The organism is Enterococcus sp. DIV0660C (assembly GCF_017316125.1).
Classification (GTDB): Bacteria; Bacillota; Bacilli; order Lactobacillales; family Enterococcaceae; genus Enterococcus_B.
Window position 1 is genome coordinate 1 of record NZ_JAFLWA010000027.1, and the last position, 21,636, is coordinate 21,636.

Here is a 21,636-nt window from a genome sequence, read left to right on the forward strand (position 1 = left end):
CGATCGCTGTTTTTATTATTCTCTTTTCGCGTCTTTAACTGCCCGAAAGATGGCTAAAACTGCGGGAATTGCTGAGACAACTGCGAGAAAAATTCCTAGTTTTCCTGAATTTCTTTTCTTTGTCATAACATCTTCTCCCTCCTCTTTCCTTAAGTATAAAAAATTTTTTCAAATTTCTCAAAAGAAGCGATTCATTACGATACCATTTCAACTGGTGCATAAATATCATCCAGCTTAACTAACACACGATATTGTTTTTCATCAATAACAGAGTGGTCACATTGATCGTAGCTTTCAACTAAAACAACAGCTGTGTTGGTATAGGTATGTTCGATATAACCAACGATTTCGTTAGTTACACCAATAGGTTTGCATATGTAAGATTTTCCAACTTCGATATCTAACATCAAAATTCACTTCCTTAATTGTTATTTGTTTTATTTATAATAACAGAAAATCGCCTCAGTGAAAACGTTTTATTTTATTTTTTTGTATTTTTTTCTTTAAAAAATCAGGAATTGACCAAATAAAAAGTTATCTCACTTTTTATTTAATATCACTTAAGCTTCCAATTTTCCCCTTACGTAAGAAAGGTGACAAAACTGTTCTTTTTTCGTTGCTTCTTGTTCGTGTAGTTTTTCCAGTTTTTTCATATACTGAGTAAAAGGAGGGATAACCATGGTTCTTATTCAAGCAGTAATCTTTATTACTTTAACAATTGGTCTACTCATTGGATTAACAGAAGATCGTTGATTTCTTTTGTTTTAAATAAAACATTCATTTATGGATGCCTCTTAATTGCAAGAAAAATAAGATGGTGCTACACTACAGTTGTGTTCGAGATTTTACAGAGAATTTAACTGAAAATTTCTTGAATTCATTTCAACAATGGAAAGGAGGAACTAAACATGACTTTTAACAAAACAAATATGACTTATCGCGTAGCTTTCGACACTTCAACCAATCGTTTTATGGCAATTGACGCAAAAAATGAACATAATGTCGCTTTTGGTATTACAATCGAACAAGCTGTCCGAGCATTACATGAATCTAATTAAGGAGCTGGCCACCCCACATGACATCTAAATCATTCTCGGAAAAAAACTAAAAGAGGTTTGTACGTCTTAGACGATGCAAACCTCTTTTTATTTTGCTATACAAAATTGTTTTGCTTTACTAAAAAAGAAGCTGTGACATAAGCCACAACTTCTCCCATTCATTACACTATTATAGACGTTCGTTCAATTCTTTTGCTAAGTCTTCAAAGCCTGGTTTGCCTAGTAGGGCGAACATATTTTTCTTATAGGCTTCTACACCTGGTTGGTCAAATGGATTAATTCCGTTCAAGTAACCAGAAATTCCGACAGCAATTTCAAAGAAATACATTGTATAACCTAAAGTATAAGCATCCATTTCTGGAATTTTAACTAGTAAGTTTGGCACATCGCCATCTGTATGTGCTAATAATGTTCCTTCAAAAGCTTTTGTGTTAACAAAGTCAACTTCTTTTCCTTGTAAGTAACCTAAACCATCTAAGTCAGCTTCTTGTTCAGGAATAGTGATTGATTTGCGAGGTTTTTCCACTTTAACGATTGTTTCAAAGATATTGCGACGACCTTCTTGGATATATTGACCTAATGAATGTAAGTCAGTAGAGAAGTTTGCACTTGAAGGATAGATTCCTTTTTGGTCTTTACCTTCAGATTCGCCAAATAATTGTTTCCACCATTCTGAGAAATATTGCATTCCTGGTTCATAGTTGATCAACAATTCTGTTACTTTGCCTTTACGGTAAAGAATGTTACGCATTGCTGCATATTGGTAAGCTTCGTTTTCTTCTAGCTTATCACTTGCATATTCTTTACTTGCGTCAGCCGCACCTTGCATCAAGGCATCAATATCTGCTCCGCTAACCGCAATTGGTAATAGACCAACAGCAGTTAATACAGAAAAACGTCCGCCAATATCATCAGGAATAACAAATGATTCCCAACCTTCAGCATCTGCTTCAACTTTTACAGCACCGCGTGCTTTATCAGTTGTTGCATAAATACGTTTGTTTGCTTCTGCTTGACCATATTTTTTCACTAATAATTCTTTGAACACACGGAAAGCAATGGCTGGTTCTGTTGTTGTTCCAGATTTAGAAATAACGTTCACAGAAAAATCACGATCACCAATTACTTCGATCAAGTCAGCTAAGTATGTTGAGCTGATTGAATTTCCTGCATAAAAGATTTGTGGTGCTTTACGTTCGTTGCCGTCTAATAAGTTGTAGAAAGTGTGGTTCAAGAAATCAATTGCAGCACGTGCCCCTAAATATGAACCACCAATACCGATTACTACTAATACTTCTGAATCAGATTGGATTTTTTTAGCTGCTTCTTTGATACGTGCAAATTCTTCTTTATCATAATTTGTAGGTAAATCGATCCAGCCTAAGAAATCGCTGCCTGCACCTGTACCTTCACGTAATAATTTGTCAGCTGCTGTTACTTGACTTTGCATGTAACCTAATTCATATTCGTTGACAAACGGTGCTACTTTTGAATAGTCAAAATGAATGTGTGCCATTTGATCTCCTCCTTAATAGTTTACTATACAGGTATACTTTACGTTTTTTTTACTTTTTTTTCAAGCAAATATCCACGAACCTTTCAATATTTCCAAGAAAATTTTACATTTAGACCAATCCTTGTGCAGACATTGCTTTCGCAACCTTTGCAAAACCGGCAATGTTCGCACCAAGTAATAGATTTTTTTCTTCATTATATTCAGCAGCAGTTTGACGACATGTTTCATAAATTGTTTGCATGATTTCATCTAATTGTTGATCTACTTGCTCACTTTCCCACGTTAAACGTTGAGAGTTTTGGCTCATTTCTAAAGCAGATACTGCGACTCCTCCCGCATTTGCAGCTTTCCCTGGACAATACCAGACTCCTGCATCATGAAAAGTGGAGACAGCTTCAACTGTTGCTGGCATATTCGCACCTTCTGCTACAATTTGCACACCATTTTTCACTAAGATTTCAGCTAGTTCACCTGTGATCTCATTTTGGGTGGCACATGGTAAAGCAATTTCACATGCTTCTTCTAAGGACCATACCGATTTTCCTTCATGATACACAGCAGATGTTTTTTTAGCTGCATATGCAGTTAAACGTTGACGATTTTTTTCTTTTACTTCTTTCAATAAATCTAAGTCAATACCTGTTGGATCATAAATAAACCCACTCGAATCAGAACAAGTCACTACTTTTGCACCAAGCGCTTGTGCTTTTTCAATTGCATAAATCGCAACATTTCCACTACCCGATACAAAAACTGTTTTATCTGTAAAAGAATCTTGTTCTTGAGCCAACAAGTGTTTTACAAAATAAACTAATCCATAGCCCGTTGCTTCTGTACGAACTTTGCTTCCCCAAAAATTCAAAGGTTTTCCAGTTAACACACCTGCATCATATTGTTTGATTCGTTTGTATGCACCAAACAAATAACCAATTTCTCTTCCACCAACGCCAATATCGCCAGCAGGAACATCTAAAGAAGGACCAATGTGTTTGGAAAGTTCAAGCATAAAACTTTGACAAAAACGCATGATTTCGGCATCTGATTTTCCTTTAGGGTCGAAATCACTCCCCCCTTTTCCGCCACCAATTGGAAGCCCAGTCAAACTATTTTTAAAAATTTGTTCAAAAGCCAGAAATTTCAAAATACTCAGGTTCACGCTTGGATGAAATCTTAGACCACCTTTATATGGACCTAAGGCTGAATTGTATTGAATTCGATATCCACGGTTTACGCGCCAATTTCCTTGATCATCTTGCCAAGGTACTCGAAATTGAATGATTCGTTCAGGTTCTACTAGAATTCCTAAAATATTTTGTTCGATGTATTCGGGATGGTTTTCTAAAAAATGCGTAACTGTTGGAAGTACTTCATCAATTGCCTGTAAAAATTCGACTTCGCCACGATCTTGTTGATGTAATTTTTCTTGAATCGTTTGGACATATTTTTTTGCATTTGTCATTGTGTCACACTCCTTCGATTAGCTAATTTTTATTTTAGCTTATTTTTGGTCGCCACTCAAAAATTTTTCTGCGTTTATTTTCGAAATATGCTACACTCACTTGTGAGGTGAAGCGAATGGAAACGAACTACGATGTAATCGTTGTTGGCGCTGGTACCAGTGGAATGATGGCAGCTATTAGTGCCGCAGAACAAGGTGCCAAAGTGCTATTAGTTGAAAAAAATAAAAAAGCTGGAAAAAAATTGCTAATGACTGGCGGTGGGCGTTGCAACGTCACAAACAATCGACCAGTAGAAGATTTAATCGCACATATCCCCGGCAATGGAAAATTTTTATATAGTACTTTTTCACAATTTGATAACTTTGATATTATGAATTTTTTTGAAACACAGGGTGTACATTTAAAAGAAGAAGATCATGGCCGAATGTTTCCTGTTACAAATAAATCAAAAACAATCATCGAAGCATTGATTACGCGTTTAAATGAACTTGGTGTTACGCTAGTTTTTGGTACAAAAGTTGAAAAACTGGTGCACAATAATGGACAAATCTATGGTATTCGAACAGAATTTGAAGAATTTCAAGCCCCTTGTGTGATTTTAACAACTGGTGGACGAACTTATCCATCAACCGGCTCAACTGGGGATGGCTACAAAATGGTAAAAAAAGTTGGCCATACCATCACGCCGTTATACGCGACTGAATCCCCTTTGATTTCCGAAGAACCTTTTATCCAAGAAAAAACCTTACAAGGATTATCTTTGCAAGATATTTCTTTAAGTGTCTTGAATAAAAAAGGACGAGTAATTACTGAACACATCATGGATTTACTTTTCACACACTTTGGTATTTCGGGGCCTGCTGCCTTACGTTGCTCAAGTTTTATCAATCAGGAATTAAAGAAAACGGGTGAACCAGTTGTTATTTCTCTAGATTGTTTCCCAACTCGATCCAATCATGATTTGATCCAAGAACTAACCGCTAAAAGTCATCAATCAAAAAAAACATTGGTCAATGCGTGGCATGGCTTTTTACCCGAACGATTACTGACTTTTTATTTAAATCACCTAAATATGGAACAACAGATTGGCCAACAGACAACGGAAAAACAGATTCAAGACTTTGTCCAATTGTGTAAAGAATTTCATCTTTTGATAAACAAAACTTTTCCGATAGAAAAATCTTTTGTAACCGGCGGTGGTGTTTCGTTGAAAGAAATTAATCCTAAGACCTTAGAAAGTAAACTGGTAACTGGATTATATTTTGCAGGTGAATTACTGGATGTTAACGGCTATACTGGTGGCTTCAATATCACAGCGGCTTTTGCTACTGGTCATGTTTCTGGCATGAATGCTGGTCAACAAGCACAATCCATGTAAAGTATCACTAATCTAATGAAAGTATAATTGGTGGCGCATAACAATAATCCCCTTCAAGTTAAATGAAACGCTAACTTGAAGGGGATTATTTTATGCTTTGATGTCGACAAATTTTCCATTTGTCAATTGGCAAATGGCTTGTGGGGCTAACTCCATTTGTAAGCCTCGTTTGCCAGCGGAAATAATGATTTGTTCATAGTTTTCCGCAATTTGATCGAGATAAGTTGGAAATAATTTTTTCATTCCGATTGGTGAACAACCGCCACGAATATAACCAGTAGTTGCTTCTAAATCACGTAAATGAAGCATTTCTACTTTTTTATTTCCAGAAACTTTTGCTAGCTTTTTCAAATCCACCTCATTTTCTCCCGGAATGACAGCGACTAGCGGACCGGTTACATTTCCTACAGCCACCAATGTTTTAAAAATTCGTTGTTCACTCCCAGGAATCTGATCAAAAATCGCTGTTGCACCTAAATGATTTTCATCCCATTCATATTCGTGTTCCGTATACGCGATTTTTTTTTGCTCTACGAGTCGAATTGCATTTGTTTTTACTTGTTTTTTCTTCGCCATATTTCCACCTCATTGCAACTAGCTTGATAAATTCAAAGTACCATTAGTTACTATGATCACTCAGCTAAACTCTTAATTATTTGTTGTAGTTCTTTCACAGGTATTTGTCCTGGTGCCGAAGCAGTTGCCTTCGAAGTTGCCCCAAAAGTAACTGCTGAACCCGTTAAACATCCTGCTACTCTTGATAACTTACCCATTTCTCCCATTGACACAGTAATCAATGGGATTGAAACAAAGGCACTTGCTCGTTTAGTCAATTCAAGCAAGCGAAAAACATCTTGTTCTGTTTGTGGCATCATCGCTAACTTTCCGATGCTAGCGCCAAAATGTTCCATCATATTTAAGCGATAAAGCAAGACCGGATCGGCTGGTGTCTCTTCAAATTCATGATTGCTGATGATGATTGGAATGTGATGATCTTTGATGCGTCCAATCATCCCACGTCCTAAGCTTTCAATCTGAAACAATTCAATGTCTACCATATCGACCAACTTTTCAGTCACCACTGTTTCGTACAAATCATGATATTCTCTAATCGATAAATCTCGTTTTCCGCCCTCAGCTAGCGTTCGAAATGTAAAAAGTAACGGTAATCCTTGAAGTTCATGTTGAAGAAGGACTAGTGTTTCTAGAACCTTTTCTAATTGCAAGATTTCTTGATAAAAATCGACGCGCCATTCTACTAAGTCAGCGCCTGCTTCACGCGCGAGACGTGCTTCACTTAAGATTTCTTCCTGGGTTACGCCAGTTAATGGCGTACAAACTTTTGGTCGACCAGTCCCGATTTGCAAATTTTTCACTTGGATCATCCGTAACGACTCCCTTCTTACATTTGATTGATTTTATAAACAAATACCTTTAAATAATCTCCTTCTGGAAAAGTGTTTGTTGTTTGAAAATCATTTGGTAGGCGATACAGCCCGATTTCCTGATAGGAGACACCTTTTGCAATGAACTCATCTTCAATCATTTTTTGAAATTGTTGAATCGTAACGTTCGCCGCATTTGTTGAGGCAATTAGCACTCCTTCATCTGCTAAAATTTCCAGACTATCTTTGACTAATTCACCATAATTTTTTGCCACCCGGAAAACTTTCTTTTTGTTACGGGCAAAACTTGGTGGATCCAAAACAATAACATCATAAGTTAATTGTTTACGACTCGCATACTTAAAGTACTCAAAAACATCCATAACAATGATTTTTTGTTGTTCAAGATCTAAACCATTGACTTCAAATTGTTCCTGCGTTTTTTTTAAGCTTCTTTTAGCAAGATCTACACTGGTTGTTTCAACAGAACCACCCATCGCAGCTGCAACTGAGAAGGCACCTGTATAGCTAAACATGTTTAGCACCGATTTTCCTAGCGCCAACCCATCGACCAATGCTCCGCGCACTTCCTTCTGATCTAAAAAGATACCCGTCATCAAGCCTTCATTTAAATAGGTTGCAAACTGAACACCATTTTCTTTTACAATCAAAGGTTCTGGTGCTTCTTTTCCATAAATAAACTGACTTTCTGGCAAATCTTTCGTATCAAAACGAATTTTTTCATAAGCACCTAAAATTTCTGGATATGTCTTTTTAAATGCTTCAATCAATCCCTTTCGATGAAGATACAGCGTTTGGTTATACCAAGAAAAGACAGCAAACTGGTCATAATAATCAATGATCAAACCACCAATTCCATCTCCTTCACCATTGAACAAACGAAAGGCATTTGTTAAGTCATCACTAAAATAAGTTGTGCGTTTTGCTTTAGCTGCTGCAAATTTTTTCTCAAAAAAAGCCGTATCAAATGGTTCGTCCACTCGGCTTAATACCCAACCAATTCCTTTATTTTGCTTTCCTAAATAACCTTTTGCCACAAATTTATTTTGTTGATCTACTAAGTCGATCCATTCGGTCGTATCCATTTGCGTATCGACTAAATCTTCTTTTTGAATGAGCGGGTAACCCTTTCTGAATTGGGCGCTTGCTCGTTTTTTTACTTTTATTTTCATTCATTCACCTGCTTTTACTTTCTCACCTTTCAGTATAACAAAAATCAAACGGCTTGTCTTAAGCCACAAACCTCTAAGAAAGCTTAAAGAATCCCTTAACCAACTGCCATAAATCACTGGTTAGAATTGACACTAAAATCTCCGACTAGTAAAATAGGTTAGAATACGTAAGTTGTGTATTATGGGTTTTATGACACTCTTATTCTTATTTTTTGAGTGTAGAAAGGAAGGTTACTTTGAAACGTATAAAAACGCCCGCTTTTTTAAATAAGCGGCTCGGATTTTTTTCTTTGTTAGCTGTTTTAGTCTGGCTAAAAACAATTTTCGCTTATTTGATTGATTTCAATTTAGGGATTGAAAGTGGAGTGCAATACTTCATCCTATTTATCAATCCAATTGCGACTACTTTATTATTACTTGGAATTGCTTTGTATGTAAGACGAGCAAAAGCTTCGTACATCACGATGATGGTGATTTTTTTCTTACTCACTTTGTGGGTGTTTTCAAATGTCACTTACTATCGTGAATTTACAGACTTTATTACCATCAATACTATTTTAGGCGCTGGAAAAGTTGCTAGTGGTTTGGGCGAAAGTGCCATCCGTTTGTTCCGCCCTTACGATTTATTGTATTGGATAGACTTTATTATCTTAACGGTTTTATTAGTCACTAAAAAAATAAAAATGGATGACCGTCCTATTCGGGCACGTATGGCATTTGCGATTTCCACATTAGCGGTTATGATTTTTTCTGGAAATCTTTTCTTGGCTGAAGCCGATCGTCCTGAACTTTTGACTCGAACATTCTCCCGTGATTATTTAGTTAAGTATCTTGGTCTTAATGCTTTTATGGCTTATGATGGTTTTCAAACGTATCAAACAAACCAAGTTCGTGCTGAAGCAAGCCCTAATGATATGAAGGAAGTTGAGAACTACGTTAAGGAACACTATGCTGAACCAAACGACGAAATGTTTGGTGTGGCAAAAGGCAGAAATGTTATCTATATTCATTTGGAAAGCTTCCAACAATTTTTGATTGATTATAAATTAAAAGATGAAACAGGCGCCGAACACGAGGTAACACCATTCCTTAATAGTTTGTTCCATAGTAACAGTACCTATAGTTTTGATAACTTTTTCCATCAAGTCAAGGCCGGAAAAACAAGTGATGCTGAAACCCTTATGGAAAATTCTCTGTTTGGGTTAAACCAAGGATCACTCTTTACGCAACTGGGTGGGAAAAATACTTTCCAAGCTGCACCTGATATCTTAAGTCAAACCCAAGGTTATACTAGTGCTGTTTTCCACGGAAACTCTGGTACTTTTTGGAACAGAAATGAGACTTATAAAAATCTTGGTTATGATTATTTCTTTGATTCATCTTATTACGATGTAACCGATGAAAACTCATTCCAATACGGTTTGCATGACAAGCCATTTTTTGACCAATCCGTTCAATATTTAGAACATTTACAACAACCATTTTATTCAAAATTCATTGCGGTCTCAAACCACTATCCTTATTCAAAATTTACGAATGAAGAAGCGGGATTCCCAATGGCAGCAACCAGTGATGAAACAATTAATGGCTACTTCGCAACTGCCAATTATCTTGACACAGCAGTCGAAGAATTCTTTAATTATTTGAAATCAAGTGGGTTATATGATAACTCTGTCATCGTTTTGTATGGTGACCACTATGGCGTTTCAAATTCGAGAAACAAAACTTTAGCAGAACTACTTGGAAAATCAAGTGATACTTGGTCAAACTTTGATAATGCACAAATGCAACGCGTCCCTTATATGATTCATGTTCCTGGACAAACAAACGGTGGGATCAATCATACTTATGGTGGACAAGTTGATGCGTTGCCAACATTACTTCATTTACTAGGTGTAGATACCAAAGATTATATTCAACTTGGACAAGATCTATTCTCTAAAGATCATGACCAAGTGGTAAGCTTCCGTGATGGTGACTTCGTTACACCAACTTACACTTACTACAGTGGTACGATTTATGACAACGCAACAGGTGAAGCTATTACCGATCCTTCTCCTGAGATTCAAGCAAAAATCGATGCATGGAAAGTTGAAGTTTCAAAACAATTGGCTGTTTCTGATCAAATCAATAACGGTGATTTACTTCGTTTCTATACCAATAGCAATCTTGATCCAATCGACGCTGCCAACTATGATTACAAAAATGGCTTAGAAAAAATGACTGCGATTGAGAAAAAACTAGGTGATAAATCAACCAGCGTATTTAGTCAAAACGGTAATAAATCAACAACTGATCTTTATGAAACAAAAACATACCAAGAAATAAATGGTACACCAACAACTGATACTTCTTCCAAAGAATAAACAATCCAAAAAGCGTGAGAAATTGAATTCTCACGCTTTTTTGTCTTTTCACTTAACAGCTTCTCCCTGCTTTGAAAAATAACTCGTAATTTCTCAAAAAGAATTTCATACTTTATTCATATTCATTTTTTATACTTTATTAGAGGTGAAAAGTATGAAAATAATCCGTTATGCCATTGCGCGTTTAGCATATTATAAAAAGCAAACAATTGTATATACTTTATTTTCCAGCTTCTTTGCTTTTTTGTTACTCATCTCTTTTAATTTATATAATTTACAAACTACTTTACACAAACAAATTCAAAACCGTTTAACTATCTTTAGTTCAACTAACCAAGAAGAAAAGATTCCACAACTAGATAGTGTTAGTCACTTCTATTCATCAGTTATTTTGGTTCTTGTCCTTTGCTTTGCGCTTTGTTTTTTCTTCTTTTTCATCCATATCTTAAAACAAAATCGACAAGAATTGATGAATTGGCGTTTGACTGGATTTTCACAAAAAAAATTATTTTTCTTTGTCTACACACAAATGTTTGTACCCATTGCTGCCGCTTGTTTAGGTTTATTATTATGGAGTATCAGTTTCCAACATCTCTACGAAACTTTGCTACAAAGTATAAACTTAACTGTTCTTGACATATTTAAGTTTCCTGATTTTTCTGTTCCTTCTTCTGTTAGTGGATTGACCATTCCTATCAATCAAGAAGCTTTTTTTCAAATTGATTTTACGAGTGAATTTTTGCTTGTTGATACATTTAAAGGAATCGTTCAAACTCTTCTCACTTTAACTTTTGTTAGCTTATTTATAAGTGTTTTGTCCTTTATCTATTTTTCTCGAAGACTGCAAAAAGGGAGGTTCATTCAACATGAAACAACCAAATAATACAGCTCATTTCAACTGCCTTACTGTTATTCTTAGTTCAAAAGAAAAACAACAACATTTACTTAATGAATGGAAAGAAAATTTGGTGCTAGATGATACGCCAAGTTACACGATTATTCAAAAAAATTGGCCGATCTTTCCTTATTTAAAGTTGAAGGATCATGTCTATTTAGATATTTCCAGTAAAGAAATCAAATCAACTGGTCCCACTTATCAGTCACAATTGAAACTTGATTCCTCTTGGGAAAAGCTGTCGGCAGATGAACTCTCTTTATTAGAAAAAATCAAACTGCAACTCTTGCATGCGTTACTTTCTAAACGGACACAGATTATTGTGGAAGACGCATTTGATGACCTAACAATCACCGAAACACAAGAATTGTTAGACATTCTTTGCTTGCTCGCTCGTCAAGAAAATCAAACAATCTTACTGTTCACCAATAATGCCACCATTGCCCACAGTCCCTATATTGATCATTTAGAAGATGCTTCCTAAATTTTTTTCATGTCCTTTACTCAATTGTTCTTACTAATGAAACATCATCAAAAAGCCAGATGCGAATATCCTCGCACCTGGCTTTTTTAGTTTTCTTGAGACTCTTCTTTTATTTCTACATCTGGCAATCGGACAGTAAATGTTGTTCCTTTTCCTTCTTCACTCTCGACCTCGATTTTTCCTTTATGCAGACGAACTAGTTGTTGCACGATTGGCAATCCTAAACCAGATTCACCATATTTTGTATTCTTTCTTGATGGATCAACCTTATAGTAACGTTCCCAAATATTTTTCATCTGCTGTTCTGAGATGCCGATTCCTGTGTCTTTGATTTTAATAATCGTTTCAAGATAGCCTTTTTCTATACTAATAGTAATTTGACCATTTTCGGTAAACTGAATCGCATTTTGAATAATATTAACCATGATTTGCACGAAACGATCATAATCAGCATACACATCAATTTCTTCCTGCGCTTCTAAAACCAGCGTGTCTCCAGCTGCTTCTGCTTTTGCTTCAAGCTGTGTCACAAGATTTCTCAAAGTTTCCGTTCCATTGAATTTCTTGATGACCATCGTAATTTGGTCGGTCCGGATTTTCTCATAGTCAAGATTCTCATTGACTAGTCGAATAAGGCGCTCCGTTTCATTTTTCATTAACTTGATTGCATTTTCTCGTTGATTTTCTGGAATCGCGTCATAGGCAAGACCTTCTAGTAAGCCATTAATCGTGGTCAAAGGTGTGCGCATTTCATGTGCTGCATCTGCCATGAATTGACGTCGTCGATTCTCTTGTTCTTCAATTTCTGCTTGCGACTCTTTGAGCGAGTTCGTCATCTTATTGAAGTCGTCTGCGAGCTCGTCAAATTCATCTTTGTCGTGAACAGGTAGCTGGACATCAAAATTTCCATTCGTTACTTCTTTGGTTGCATTACGCAAACGATTAATCCGTTTGACCTGAAACGCAGCAAATACGTAACTAGCAATAATCGCAACAATACTTGAAAAAATAAACCCTTTGAAAAGATTCAACGTAACTGAACGTACACTATTATCAATATTTCGTGCGGGCTGGCTCACAACCAAAGCACCATAAAATTCATGGTTCAAATTAAATGGTACTAGGGCGTATGAGGTCGCTTGTTGTTGCCCCAAAATATTTTTATGATCGGTAAATTTTTGTTGTTTCCCGTTGCGCAAATTTTTCCATTGTTCTGGACTAATCGTAAAATCCAGCATAGAATCGTCTGTTGGATAAATAAGTCGTTCATTTTTATCAATAAAGATAAAGTTGACATTCTGCTCCGTCAATACTTGTTCTGTCAAAAGCAAAGCATTTTGAAACGCCTGATCTTGACTCAACTGCGGAAAGGTATTGGCATATGTTTGTGTGGTTTTTTCAACAGATTCCGCATAACCAAACAGTTGTTGGTAATTATTTTCTTCAATCGTCTGTTTCGTCAATTGTGTAAATGAAATCCCAACAATCAAAATAATCATGGCAATCATACTACAAAAAGCAAGTAATTGTTGATAAAGATAACGCATTAGGCAACACCAGAATCATCAAACTTATAGCCGACGCCCCAAACCGTTTGAATGACTTGCGGACCGACTTTCTCAATTTTTTGACGAAGTTTTTTGATATGTGCATCAACTGTTCGCTCATCACCAAAATATTGATAATCCCAAACTAATTCCAATAGCTGTTCTCTTGAAAAAACTTGTCGTGGTTTTTTCGCCAAAGTAAATAAAAGATCAAATTCTTTTGGCGTCAACCCTTCAATCAATTGACCATCAAGATAAGCCTCACGAGTTTTAGTATTCATTTTAAAATGTTCTGTTTGAATGTCGAAATGATTATCTGATTCACTGGCTTCTTCTTTTGAATCGGCCAGTTCGCTTCGACGGTGCAGAGCTTTCATTCGTGCAATCAAAGTTAATGGACTAAACGGCTTCGTTACGTAGTCATCCGCCCCCATTTCTAACCCAATAACTTGGTCACTCTCTGAGTCACGTGCAGTCAGCATAATGATCGGCACTGTACTTGAGATTTTTCGAATCTCACGCCCAACAACCATGCCATCCATTGTTGGTAAATTCAAATCAAGTGTAATCATGTCCCAATGTGCAGGATTTTCTAAAAATGCATCCAAACCGTCTTTACCATCATACTTGAACGTTGCCTCCCAACCTTCATTCAAAAAAAACATCTGCATCATTTCAGAAACAGATTGGTTATCTTCAATCATTAAAATGTTCATAGTCATCCCCTCCGGATTTCTGGTCAAATTCCTGTAATTTTTTTTCCGTTAAAATAAAGATCGGCATAATTGGAAAAACTAATACCAACAGTTCAATCAAAAAGTAATTCGTATTTCCTGTTACTTTTAATAAATAGCCGATCACTGCCATTATCAAGCCAAAAATAATAAAATAGTTGCCACTAACTTTCTGGGCTAACTGCCAGTGTTCATCCGTTTTGGTAGCTAACGGTGAGTGGTAACCATACAATGGCAAGTTTCCTTTGGAAGGAAACAAGCGAAAGAAAATACCAATAGTCGTTAAAGCAACACCTACAACTAAAAAAATCATTGATTTCCTCCTAAAAAGTTCTCTTTCTAGTATACTCCAAATAGTCTTGTGAACCAATATATTCAATAATTATTCATGAAAGGTTTGTCTTTTGTTCATTCTTTGTTAAGATAGGTTTATTGAAAAGATAAAGGAGTTTTTTTTGTGTCAAACTATCAAGCAATTACTTTTTTTGACCTAGATGGAACACTGCTAGATGCGCATTCAACAATCACTCCAGAAGTTGCATCTGCTATGAATGCCTTAAAAGAAAATCACGTCTTACCTGTTATTGCAACTGGAAGAACAGAAATCGAAATCCAAAAGATCATGGAAGATGCTGGAATCACTTCAGCTGTTACCATGAACGGCTCTTATATTCGTGTGGATGGAAAAGAAATCCACTCTGAGCTTTTTTCAGAAGAAGAATGTCAAAGAATGTATGAACACGTTCGTTCACAAGGTCATGAACTTTCATACTACAATCACGAAAATATTTGGTGTACTGGCCACAACCAAATAATGATTGATGCCTATAACTTCATTCATTCTGAAGTCCCACCAATTGAACCTTTTGCTTTTCGCGAAAATAAAATCAACATGCTCTTGATTCTTTCACAAAGTGGCGATGAATATTATCATGAACAGTTTCCTGAACTAACTTTTTATCGAAACGGCCCATATTCAATTGATACCGTAAAAAAAGGAATCTCTAAAGGTGCTGGCGTCAAACGACTAAAAGACGAATTAGGGTTGACTAATGTCCCAACTTTTGGATTTGGTGATGGGCCGAATGACTTTGCCCTTCTAGAAGCTTGCGACAATAAAATTGCAATGGGTAATGCCTATGATGGACTAAAAGAGTTAGCGACTTTCGTTACTAAAAAAAATACTGAAGGTGGCATCGTCCACGCATTGAAACATTTTGATTTGATCTAAAAAGTAAATGAGCCGTCTTTAAGAAGTCTCGAAACAGGTAGCACTGTTTCGAGATTTTTTTTTAAACTTCAACGAATTTTTTATGAATCATATTTTTATTCTTTTATCTGCTCTTACTTTGTTCTTAACGCTTTTTTATTGAAAATAGTTTAAAATATGGTATACTGTTTTTGTGCGTAATGCATCTGTAACCCTTGTGACTTTACGGGGACGTTACGGATTCGACAGGCACAGTTTGAGCTTGAATTGCGTTTCGTAGGTTACGTCTACGTTAAAACGTTACAGTTAAATATAACTGCTAAAAACGAAAACTATTCTTACGCTTTAGCTGCCTAAAAACAGTTAGCGTAGATCCTCTCGGTATCGCCCATGTGCTCGAGTAAGGGTCCTAACTTTAGTGGGATACGTTTCAACTTTCCGTCTGTAAGTTGAAAAAGAGCGCATCAGACTAGCAATACAAAATGCCTGTCACTCGGCAAGTTGTAAAGCGAAACCTTAAATGAGTTGACTATGAACGTAGATTTTTAAGTGGCGATGTGTTTGGACGCGGGTTCGACTCCCGCCGTCTCCATATTTATATTGTTGAGACAAACAATAATACGAAAAAACGTTGTTCAATCAACGTTTTTTTATTTTGCTCAAATAGAGAAAATTTGATTAACGCTTTGTAGTAAAGAGGCTAAACTACCTGCCAGAAAAAACGTTGAAACTTATTATTGCTCATAAAAAAACGACCTAAGCCTTTCATAAAAGAGAGAAAGACTTAGGTCACCTTTTTATAAAATTCTAGTGTCGGTCTGAATATTAACTAAATTTATCTACTATCATCTGATTTTGATTGATGATCAACTTCCTCATTGATTATACAAAAAATACTTCATAAGATTTGCAGGGTGAAAGTCTGATAAATTCGCTATTATTCACACAAAAAATGCCGGAAAGATAAACACGAGAACTAAATATATCGGAAATACTAACATCATGATACTATTTGCTAAAAGAATAACTGTCCTATAAGTCCCTCTTTTCAATCTTATCGCTATTAATAGTCCGATTGAACCGATTAATGGTGTAAAGACAGATAGAGGAATTCCTAATGAAAAAAAAGATTGTTGAAGAAACATAACTATGCCTAATAAAATAGTAATTACTGATAAAGTAATCCTTACTTTTTCATTCATCAACTGAATACAACATATGCACCTGCAGCAACCGCATATTTATAACTTAACTTGTTTGTACTATTCATAATAGCCTTCAACCTTGCCCGAAAATTTTTATTACAAGTTGTATTATTTCCGCCATGTATATAACAGTAATCATGATACATACATGCTGTATCTAAATCATCAGTAGGCGTATTTCCTTTTCCTGCATTTCCATAACCACAATAGTTGCCATAAATTAAAAATGTTGCTCTAGCACTTATACTTCTTTCTGTTGAGTCAAATGATTCAATTACATAGCCAATTTCGATAATATAATCCTCTACACCATCTAATTCTGCAGACTCAATATCAAAATACTTGTTACCTTCATTATCCACATAAGTATATTGTTCAACAACAGAAATAATATCTTCGTTTTCTGGTGTTAATTTTTCATTAACTTCTGCAGTTGCAGTAATACCACCTATTGTAAAAATACAAGTTAATGCTAATAATACTGTTAATATATTTTTTTTCATTTTCATACTCCTTTTTTTATGAATGATGCAAGCCCATCTTTTTCAGGATTAAATACTATTTTTTTACCTTTTGAATGATTTAATCTTACTAAAGTTGGAACTTGTGTGATGCCATATTCATTGATTAACTCTTCATAATGTAAATGATCCTTATCATTAGTATCGAAATAATATATTTTTCGATCAGTATGTTCTACTATTGGCGTTAGCGTTTGAAGAAAACCTTGACAAACTGAACAGTCATTCCTACCAAAGTAAAGCAAAATATTATCTTGATTCAATAAATATAGTTCGTGACTGTTCATTATTATCAATTTATTTTTATCTTCTAAATTAGCAATCTTTTCATCATAAATTTTAACTTCTTCTTGCATATTTTGTTTTAACTCTATTTTTTCTGAATTTATATGTTGCAATCTGTTTGGTATCTTTTCAAAATAAAAAATAAAATATCCACCCCCCATCGTTATTAAAAGAACTAAACAAAATATTACGAAAACAAACCTCCTTCTTCTCATTGAGTTCTTTTTCACCACCAAAATCTCTACTATGTCTTTCTACCAAACTACCCATTCTATACAAAAGTATCGATATATGTATTATCAACAAGCACATTAAATCACGAAAACACCGCAAAAGAAAACGCTTTCTCAGATAGTTAGAGTTATTTAATAAATTTTAATGCAAACTTTCTAGATATACTCACTGCGACAACTGCAAATTCCTCTTAGTCACTTCCATTTGTCATCCAAAAATGAATCCTTCTCTTAACTAAAATAAAGAAATCTGTATTTTAACAAAAAAACGCAAGGAACATCTCTCCTCACGTTTTCCTTTTTCTTCTATTAAACTATGAGCCTACAAAATTTTTTCCATTCGGATATGTTCAACTGGCGCAATCGCCATTAAATACGTCTCTCCATATGCAACGTAACCCATTTTTTCATAAAATGATTGCGCACTTACCCGCGCTTCTAATTCGATTCTTTTGGCTTGCTTTTTTTTCGCATAAAGTTCTAGATGTTTGAGCAATTGTTTGCCTACACCTGCACTTTGCCTTTGCGAATCAACACATAGATACTCAACTTTCATTTTTGATTCATCTAGCTTCTGATTAAGCACGCCAACACCTAAAAGGAATTCATCATCAAACGCTCCAAGAATATATTGCTCCGCCTCATGTGAAAAATCCTCTTCTTCAATCGTTAACCCCAGCGGAATACGCATGACTTTATTTCGCAAGTTTAACGTTTGTTGATATTTTTCTGAGTCGTACTCAATTTTTTGGATATCCATTTTCTTCATTCCTTTCAAGTAATCATTAAAACTAGTTCCCAGTATAACCATTCTCCAGTAAATTTTAAAGGGGAAATAAACACTACAATTTTTTTCAAAAAAAAAAACCATTAAACACCTTTGCCAGGTGCTGAATGGTTATACTTATTGAATTAGGCAATTTCAATCAAATAACGTTCCGATATTTCTGGATTACAAATTTCAGAATACTTAGCCATGACTTTTCCAGCTTTTTCCAGAACCTCTGCATGATCGATACTATCGTATTCTTCTACACAAAGAATCACTGAATTCTCTAATTTTTTTATGATTTCTCCAGTTACTTTCTTTTTCAATCCAATCGCATGACATTCATAAGTTTGTCCCAAAATGATCTCTTCTTTTTCCATAGTTAATCACCTTCTAATTATTTTATAATCTCATTGGAATTATATTAACATTAAAATCAAATGAAGAAAAATGATAACTTAAGTATTTTTATAAAAAAATTGATTAAACTACTTGTTGAATTTTAGCAAGTAGTTTAATCAATCGAATTCGTTTTATCTCGTTCTAAACTTCACTAGCAAGTAAGATTGACTTTAGCAGGCACGGCTTTCTCTACTAGCGCCACGTATTGTTCTAAAAATTGTTTGTCGATTTCATCGTAACCTGCGACTTTTCCGCAATCAATATCTAAAACACCTACTAATTCTCCGCCTTTAACTAATGGAACCACGATTTCTGAACGTGCAGCTGAATCACATGAAATATAATTTTCATGACTTTTTACATCTGTGACAATAAGTGTTTCTCGTTTTGCCGCTGACTCCCCGCAAACGCCTTTGCCCAGTTTGATTCTTGTACAAGAAACTCTTCCTTGAAACGGCCCAAGAATTAGTTCTTTACCATCAAATAGATAGTACCCCGCAAAGACCGTTTCCGGTAAAGTATCTGCTAAAAGTGCTGAAGAATTCGCAAGATTGGCTAGCCAATTCGTTTCAGCTTCAAGTAATCCTTGTTGTTGTAACAGTAAAAGTTCATACGCATCTCTTTTTTGTTTTTCTGACCACATCGCAGCAACACACTCCTTTTATTCAGAAATTATAGCTCAGTTATTCCTCCAATACCAGTTGTAATTTTAATGTGTAGCATTTGTAAAACGATACCCACGACCATGAACCGTTTGGATATAGTTTGCACTTCCCGCAACTTCTTCGATTTTCTTGCGAATATTCTTGATGTGCGTATCAATCACTCTTCCCGATCCTTCTTCATTGCCCAATAAAATCAATAATTCTTCACGAGAAAAAATTCGTAAAGGATGGTTCAACAGCAAACTAAACAAACGATACTCCGATTTTGTTAAAGAAAGTTCTTGTTCATGTAATAAGATCACTTGCTTTTCTTCCAACACTTGGAACTTCTGATAAACAGGCTGATTATTAGTTTTTAATTTTTTTTGCTTCAATAATGCTGAGCGCAAGGATTCTACTTTTGCCTTCATTAATTCAAAACTAACAGGCCAAGACCATAAAATGTTTACACCTTTTTGGAATAAAACAATTTTTTCTTGCTCGGAAAGTGGTTCGGTACAAGCAACAACTAATGGAAAGCGACTCGCAACTGATTCTGGGAGCTCTGCCAAACGATCATCCATAATAAGTAGGACATCTGCTGATTCATTATGTAATTTCGCTAGAACGGATTGATAACTCACTTTTAACTCTAACTGCTCTTTTTGCAATCGTTTCATTATTGAAGACAGTGTTTTTTTATTTTTCGTAAATATTTTTATATGCACCTAATTTCCTCCTTTCTCTTCATTCTTTTACACAATTTACTCAATCATACCTTTCTTTTCCTCTGGATCATTTATCAATTCGATTGAGTTTGTATCAATTATTTTGTAATTATTTCAGTTATATTAAATTTTTCTTTTTTTCACTCATTGAATGAATCTTCACAACTTCCACACAACTCTGTCTTACAATACAAAATGTAAAAATTGAAATGGATAAAAAAGATGTTAGTGGGGAAACTATGATTAAGTTAAAAAAAATCGTCACATGTTCATTTGCGCTAAGCTTACTTTGCATGCCAATTGCCACGCAAGCAGATACTTTAGACGACAAGATCAATGAACAAGAACAAAAAATTGAACAACTACAAAAAAATCAAACTGCTTCTGAACAAGAATTGGTAATCATTAAAGAAAACGTCAGTCAGATTGAAAAAGAAAGTTATAAAATCCTTCAACAAAAAAATACTGAAGAACAAACATTAACTAACTTGATTCAAAAAATAGCTGACTTGAAAGAGAAGATTGCTAAACGTGAGGAACAAATCCAAAAGCAAGCTCGCAATGTTCAAACAAATCAAAATGCCAGCGATATTCTATCTGTGATGGCGGAGTCTGATTCGATCAACGAAGCAATTACCAAAGCGTATGCCGTAACAAAACTGATCAGCGCAAACAAAGAGATTATGTCTGAGCAGCAAAAAGATCAAGCTGAATTAGAAACACTTCAAAAGAAATCAGAAGAAAAATTACAATCTTTGATTGAAACAACGAATGAATTACAAGCCAAACAAGATGAGTTGACGAAAGCAAAATTAGATCAAGAGGTTAAAATCAACGAACTATCTGCTAGCTTAGCTACTGAGAAAAAACAGAAAGAAAAATTTGAAAAACAAAAAGTTGAAGCAGAGAAAAAACGTCAAGAGCAACTAAAAGCTTTGGCAAAACAACGTGCTGCTGAAGAAGCTGCTCGTAAAAAAGCAGAAGAAGACGCGCGCAAAGCTCATGAACAAAAACAAAAAGAACTCGCTGTGGCTGCTGAAAAAGAGCGCATTGCTAATGAAGCGCAGGCTCAATCATTAGCTGCTCAAAAAGAACAGAAACAAAAGGTTGAATCATCAAATGAAGTACAAACCGAAAACAACACAGAAAATAGCACACCAGTCGTTTCTGTTCCGGAAGTACCTGAAGAAGATAATGTAACTAAACCAGAAGAAAATACTTCAGGTTGGAGCGTGCCATTAGCTTCACTTGTTATCACGAGTCCTTTTGGTAATCGTGTTGATCCTACTGGCGCATCCGGTACATCTCACGACGGAATTGATTTAGCTGGAGCTTCTGGAACACCCGTTTTTGCTGCAAAAGCTGGAAAAGTTGTTGAAGCTGGCTATCATTGGTCTGCAGGAAACCATGTCATTATCCAGCATGCTGATGGCTATTATTCTTATTATATGCATTTAAGTAGTTTCTCTACGAATGTTGGTGCCTCTGTTAATGCAGGAACACTTCTAGGCGGTATGGGAACAACAGGAAATTCAACTGGGGTTCACCTTCATTTTGGTGTCTCAACAAGTTTATGGTCTAATTTTGTAGATCCAGCCCCATTATTAGGTATTTAAGTTAAGA

At 35.4% G+C, this 21,636-nt stretch carries 22 protein-coding genes and 1 other RNA gene; 8 read left to right on the plus strand and 15 right to left on the minus strand.

Annotated features, from left to right (window positions below):
* Positions 1-194: 194 nt before the first annotated feature.
* The gene (locus tag DOK81_RS07605; RefSeq protein ID WP_206909776.1) at positions 195-407 is read right to left on the minus strand and encodes a hypothetical protein; all 213 of its coding nucleotides are present in this window, start codon (positions 405-407) and stop codon (positions 195-197) included.
* Between the two features lie 501 nt (positions 408-908).
* On the opposite strand from DOK81_RS07605, the gene DOK81_RS07610 reads away from it, so the two are divergent.
* Positions 909-1,058, plus strand: coding sequence for a hypothetical protein (locus DOK81_RS07610; protein ID WP_169819341.1), 150 nt, complete (start codon positions 909-911; stop codon positions 1,056-1,058).
* A 169-nt stretch (positions 1,059-1,227) separates the two neighbouring features.
* Here the strand turns inward: DOK81_RS07610 and DOK81_RS07615 are convergent, their stop codons facing one another.
* Both DOK81_RS07615 and gdhA read right to left on the minus strand, forming a co-directional pair.
* Entirely contained in the window at positions 1,228-2,574 is a 1,347-nt protein-coding gene (locus DOK81_RS07615) for a glucose-6-phosphate isomerase (RefSeq protein WP_206909777.1), read from the minus strand.
* Between the two features lie 109 nt (positions 2,575-2,683).
* On the minus strand, positions 2,684-4,033 hold the full coding sequence (gene gdhA / locus DOK81_RS07620) for an NADP-specific glutamate dehydrogenase (protein WP_206909779.1): 1,350 nt from the start codon (positions 4,031-4,033) through the stop codon (positions 2,684-2,686).
* A gap of 68 nt (positions 4,034-4,101) precedes the next feature.
* Between gdhA and DOK81_RS07625 the strand changes: the two genes are divergently transcribed.
* The gene (locus tag DOK81_RS07625; protein ID WP_277988519.1) at positions 4,102-5,412 is read left to right on the plus strand and encodes an NAD(P)/FAD-dependent oxidoreductase; all 1,311 of its coding nucleotides are present in this window, start codon (positions 4,102-4,104) and stop codon (positions 5,410-5,412) included.
* Between the two features lie 90 nt (positions 5,413-5,502).
* On the opposite strand, the gene ybaK is transcribed toward DOK81_RS07625, so the two are convergent.
* The 3 genes from ybaK to DOK81_RS07640 are packed head-to-tail and all read right to left on the minus strand — an operon-like array spanning position 5,503 to position 7,990.
* Complete coding sequence (gene ybaK, locus DOK81_RS07630) at positions 5,503-5,988, minus strand: Cys-tRNA(Pro) deacylase (RefSeq protein WP_206909783.1); 486 nt, start codon at positions 5,986-5,988, stop codon at positions 5,503-5,505.
* 56 nt (positions 5,989-6,044) lie between these two features.
* Entirely contained in the window at positions 6,045-6,797 is a 753-nt protein-coding gene (aroD, locus tag DOK81_RS07635) for a type I 3-dehydroquinate dehydratase (RefSeq protein WP_206909784.1), read from the minus strand.
* A gap of 17 nt (positions 6,798-6,814) precedes the next feature.
* Positions 6,815-7,990: a class I SAM-dependent rRNA methyltransferase gene (locus tag DOK81_RS07640; RefSeq protein WP_206909786.1), complete on the minus strand. Its 1,176-nt coding sequence runs from the start codon at positions 7,988-7,990 to the stop codon at positions 6,815-6,817.
* Positions 7,991-8,226: 236 nt separating this feature from the next.
* Between DOK81_RS07640 and DOK81_RS07645 the strand changes: the two genes are divergently transcribed.
* The 3 genes from DOK81_RS07645 to DOK81_RS07655 all read left to right on the plus strand — a co-directional run bounded on the left by DOK81_RS07645 (position 8,227) and on the right by DOK81_RS07655 (position 11,735).
* A complete protein-coding gene (locus DOK81_RS07645) occupies positions 8,227-10,356 on the plus strand; it encodes an LTA synthase family protein (protein WP_206909787.1) in 2,130 nt (709 codons plus the stop codon).
* 154 nt (positions 10,357-10,510) lie between these two features.
* Positions 10,511-11,239: a hypothetical protein gene (locus DOK81_RS07650; protein ID WP_206909788.1), complete on the plus strand. Its 729-nt coding sequence runs from the start codon at positions 10,511-10,513 to the stop codon at positions 11,237-11,239.
* On the plus strand, positions 11,223-11,735 hold the full coding sequence (locus DOK81_RS07655; RefSeq protein ID WP_206909789.1) for a hypothetical protein: 513 nt from the start codon (positions 11,223-11,225) through the stop codon (positions 11,733-11,735). The genes DOK81_RS07650 and DOK81_RS07655 overlap by 17 nt, the downstream gene beginning before the upstream one ends.
* Positions 11,736-11,821: 86 nt before the next feature.
* Here the strand turns inward: DOK81_RS07655 and DOK81_RS07660 are convergent, their stop codons facing one another.
* From DOK81_RS07660 to DOK81_RS07670, 3 genes are read right to left on the minus strand one after another with little or no spacing between them, the layout of a single operon-like run.
* Entirely contained in the window at positions 11,822-13,282 is a 1,461-nt protein-coding gene (locus DOK81_RS07660) for a HAMP domain-containing sensor histidine kinase (protein WP_206909790.1), read from the minus strand.
* Entirely contained in the window at positions 13,282-13,998 is a 717-nt protein-coding gene (locus DOK81_RS07665) for a response regulator transcription factor (protein WP_206909792.1), read from the minus strand. Before DOK81_RS07665 ends, DOK81_RS07660 begins: the two co-directional genes overlap by 1 nt.
* Complete coding sequence (locus DOK81_RS07670; protein ID WP_206909794.1) at positions 13,979-14,329, minus strand: SdpI family protein; 351 nt, start codon at positions 14,327-14,329, stop codon at positions 13,979-13,981. The genes DOK81_RS07665 and DOK81_RS07670 overlap by 20 nt, the downstream gene beginning before the upstream one ends.
* A 144-nt stretch (positions 14,330-14,473) precedes the next feature.
* Between DOK81_RS07670 and DOK81_RS07675 the strand changes: the two genes are divergently transcribed.
* Complete coding sequence (locus DOK81_RS07675; protein ID WP_206909797.1) at positions 14,474-15,247, plus strand: Cof-type HAD-IIB family hydrolase; 774 nt, start codon at positions 14,474-14,476, stop codon at positions 15,245-15,247.
* Between the two features lie 206 nt (positions 15,248-15,453).
* Positions 15,454-15,821: a transfer-messenger RNA gene (gene ssrA / locus DOK81_RS07680) on the plus strand.
* A 606-nt stretch (positions 15,822-16,427) separates the two neighbouring features.
* Here the strand turns inward: ssrA and DOK81_RS07685 are convergent.
* The 6 genes from DOK81_RS07685 to DOK81_RS12450 form a co-directional block, all read right to left on the minus strand.
* On the minus strand, positions 16,428-16,934 hold the full coding sequence (locus DOK81_RS07685) for a phospholipase A2 family protein (protein ID WP_206909799.1): 507 nt from the start codon (positions 16,932-16,934) through the stop codon (positions 16,428-16,430).
* Between the two features lie 2 nt (positions 16,935-16,936).
* Positions 16,937-17,467, minus strand: coding sequence for a conjugal transfer protein TraF (locus DOK81_RS12445; RefSeq protein WP_206909801.1), 531 nt, complete (start codon positions 17,465-17,467; stop codon positions 16,937-16,939).
* Positions 17,468-17,792: 325 nt separating this feature from the next.
* Complete coding sequence (locus tag DOK81_RS07695) at positions 17,793-18,230, minus strand: GNAT family N-acetyltransferase (protein WP_206909803.1); 438 nt, start codon at positions 18,228-18,230, stop codon at positions 17,793-17,795.
* Between the two features lie 152 nt (positions 18,231-18,382).
* A complete protein-coding gene (locus DOK81_RS07700; RefSeq protein WP_206909805.1) occupies positions 18,383-18,619 on the minus strand; it encodes a hypothetical protein in 237 nt (78 codons plus the stop codon).
* A gap of 173 nt (positions 18,620-18,792) precedes the next feature.
* Positions 18,793-19,284, minus strand: coding sequence for a GAF domain-containing protein (locus DOK81_RS07705; protein ID WP_206909808.1), 492 nt, complete (start codon positions 19,282-19,284; stop codon positions 18,793-18,795).
* A gap of 66 nt (positions 19,285-19,350) precedes the next feature.
* On the minus strand, positions 19,351-20,013 hold the full coding sequence (locus tag DOK81_RS12450; protein WP_206909809.1) for a response regulator transcription factor: 663 nt from the start codon (positions 20,011-20,013) through the stop codon (positions 19,351-19,353).
* A 239-nt stretch (positions 20,014-20,252) separates the two neighbouring features.
* Between DOK81_RS12450 and DOK81_RS07715 the strand changes: the two genes are divergently transcribed.
* Complete coding sequence (locus DOK81_RS07715; RefSeq protein WP_206909811.1) at positions 20,253-21,629, plus strand: peptidoglycan DD-metalloendopeptidase family protein; 1,377 nt, start codon at positions 20,253-20,255, stop codon at positions 21,627-21,629.
* The last annotated feature ends 7 nt before the right edge of the window (positions 21,630-21,636 follow it).

Coding starts and splice junctions, on each gene's coding strand:
- aroD (WP_206909784.1), bottom strand. CDS start 6,797: ATGATCCAAGTGAAAAATTTGCAAATCGGGACTGGTCGACCAAAAGTT.
- DOK81_RS07705 (WP_206909808.1), bottom strand. CDS start 19,284: ATGTGGTCAGAAAAACAAAAAAGAGATGCGTATGAACTTTTACTGTTA.
- DOK81_RS07615 (WP_206909777.1), bottom strand. CDS start 2,574: ATGGCACACATTCATTTTGACTATTCAAAAGTAGCACCGTTTGTCAAC.
- DOK81_RS07715 (WP_206909811.1), top strand. CDS start 20,253: ATGATTAAGTTAAAAAAAATCGTCACATGTTCATTTGCGCTAAGCTTA.
- DOK81_RS07655 (WP_206909789.1), top strand. CDS start 11,223: ATGAAACAACCAAATAATACAGCTCATTTCAACTGCCTTACTGTTATT.
- gdhA (WP_206909779.1), bottom strand. CDS start 4,033: ATGACAAATGCAAAAAAATATGTCCAAACGATTCAAGAAAAATTACAT.
- DOK81_RS07640 (WP_206909786.1), bottom strand. CDS start 7,990: ATGAAAATAAAAGTAAAAAAACGAGCAAGCGCCCAATTCAGAAAGGGT.
- DOK81_RS07685 (WP_206909799.1), bottom strand. CDS start 16,934: ATGAAAAAAAATATATTAACAGTATTATTAGCATTAACTTGTATTTTT.
- DOK81_RS07665 (WP_206909792.1), bottom strand. CDS start 13,998: ATGAACATTTTAATGATTGAAGATAACCAATCTGTTTCTGAAATGATG.
- DOK81_RS07700 (WP_206909805.1), bottom strand. CDS start 18,619: ATGGAAAAAGAAGAGATCATTTTGGGACAAACTTATGAATGTCATGCG.
- DOK81_RS07610 (WP_169819341.1), top strand. CDS start 909: ATGACTTTTAACAAAACAAATATGACTTATCGCGTAGCTTTCGACACT.
- DOK81_RS07695 (WP_206909803.1), bottom strand. CDS start 18,230: ATGGATATCCAAAAAATTGAGTACGACTCAGAAAAATATCAACAAACG.
- ybaK (WP_206909783.1), bottom strand. CDS start 5,988: ATGGCGAAGAAAAAACAAGTAAAAACAAATGCAATTCGACTCGTAGAG.
- DOK81_RS07605 (WP_206909776.1), bottom strand. CDS start 407: ATGTTAGATATCGAAGTTGGAAAATCTTACATATGCAAACCTATTGGT.
- DOK81_RS07650 (WP_206909788.1), top strand. CDS start 10,511: ATGAAAATAATCCGTTATGCCATTGCGCGTTTAGCATATTATAAAAAG.
- DOK81_RS07670 (WP_206909794.1), bottom strand. CDS start 14,329: ATGATTTTTTTAGTTGTAGGTGTTGCTTTAACGACTATTGGTATTTTC.
- DOK81_RS07660 (WP_206909790.1), bottom strand. CDS start 13,282: ATGCGTTATCTTTATCAACAATTACTTGCTTTTTGTAGTATGATTGCC.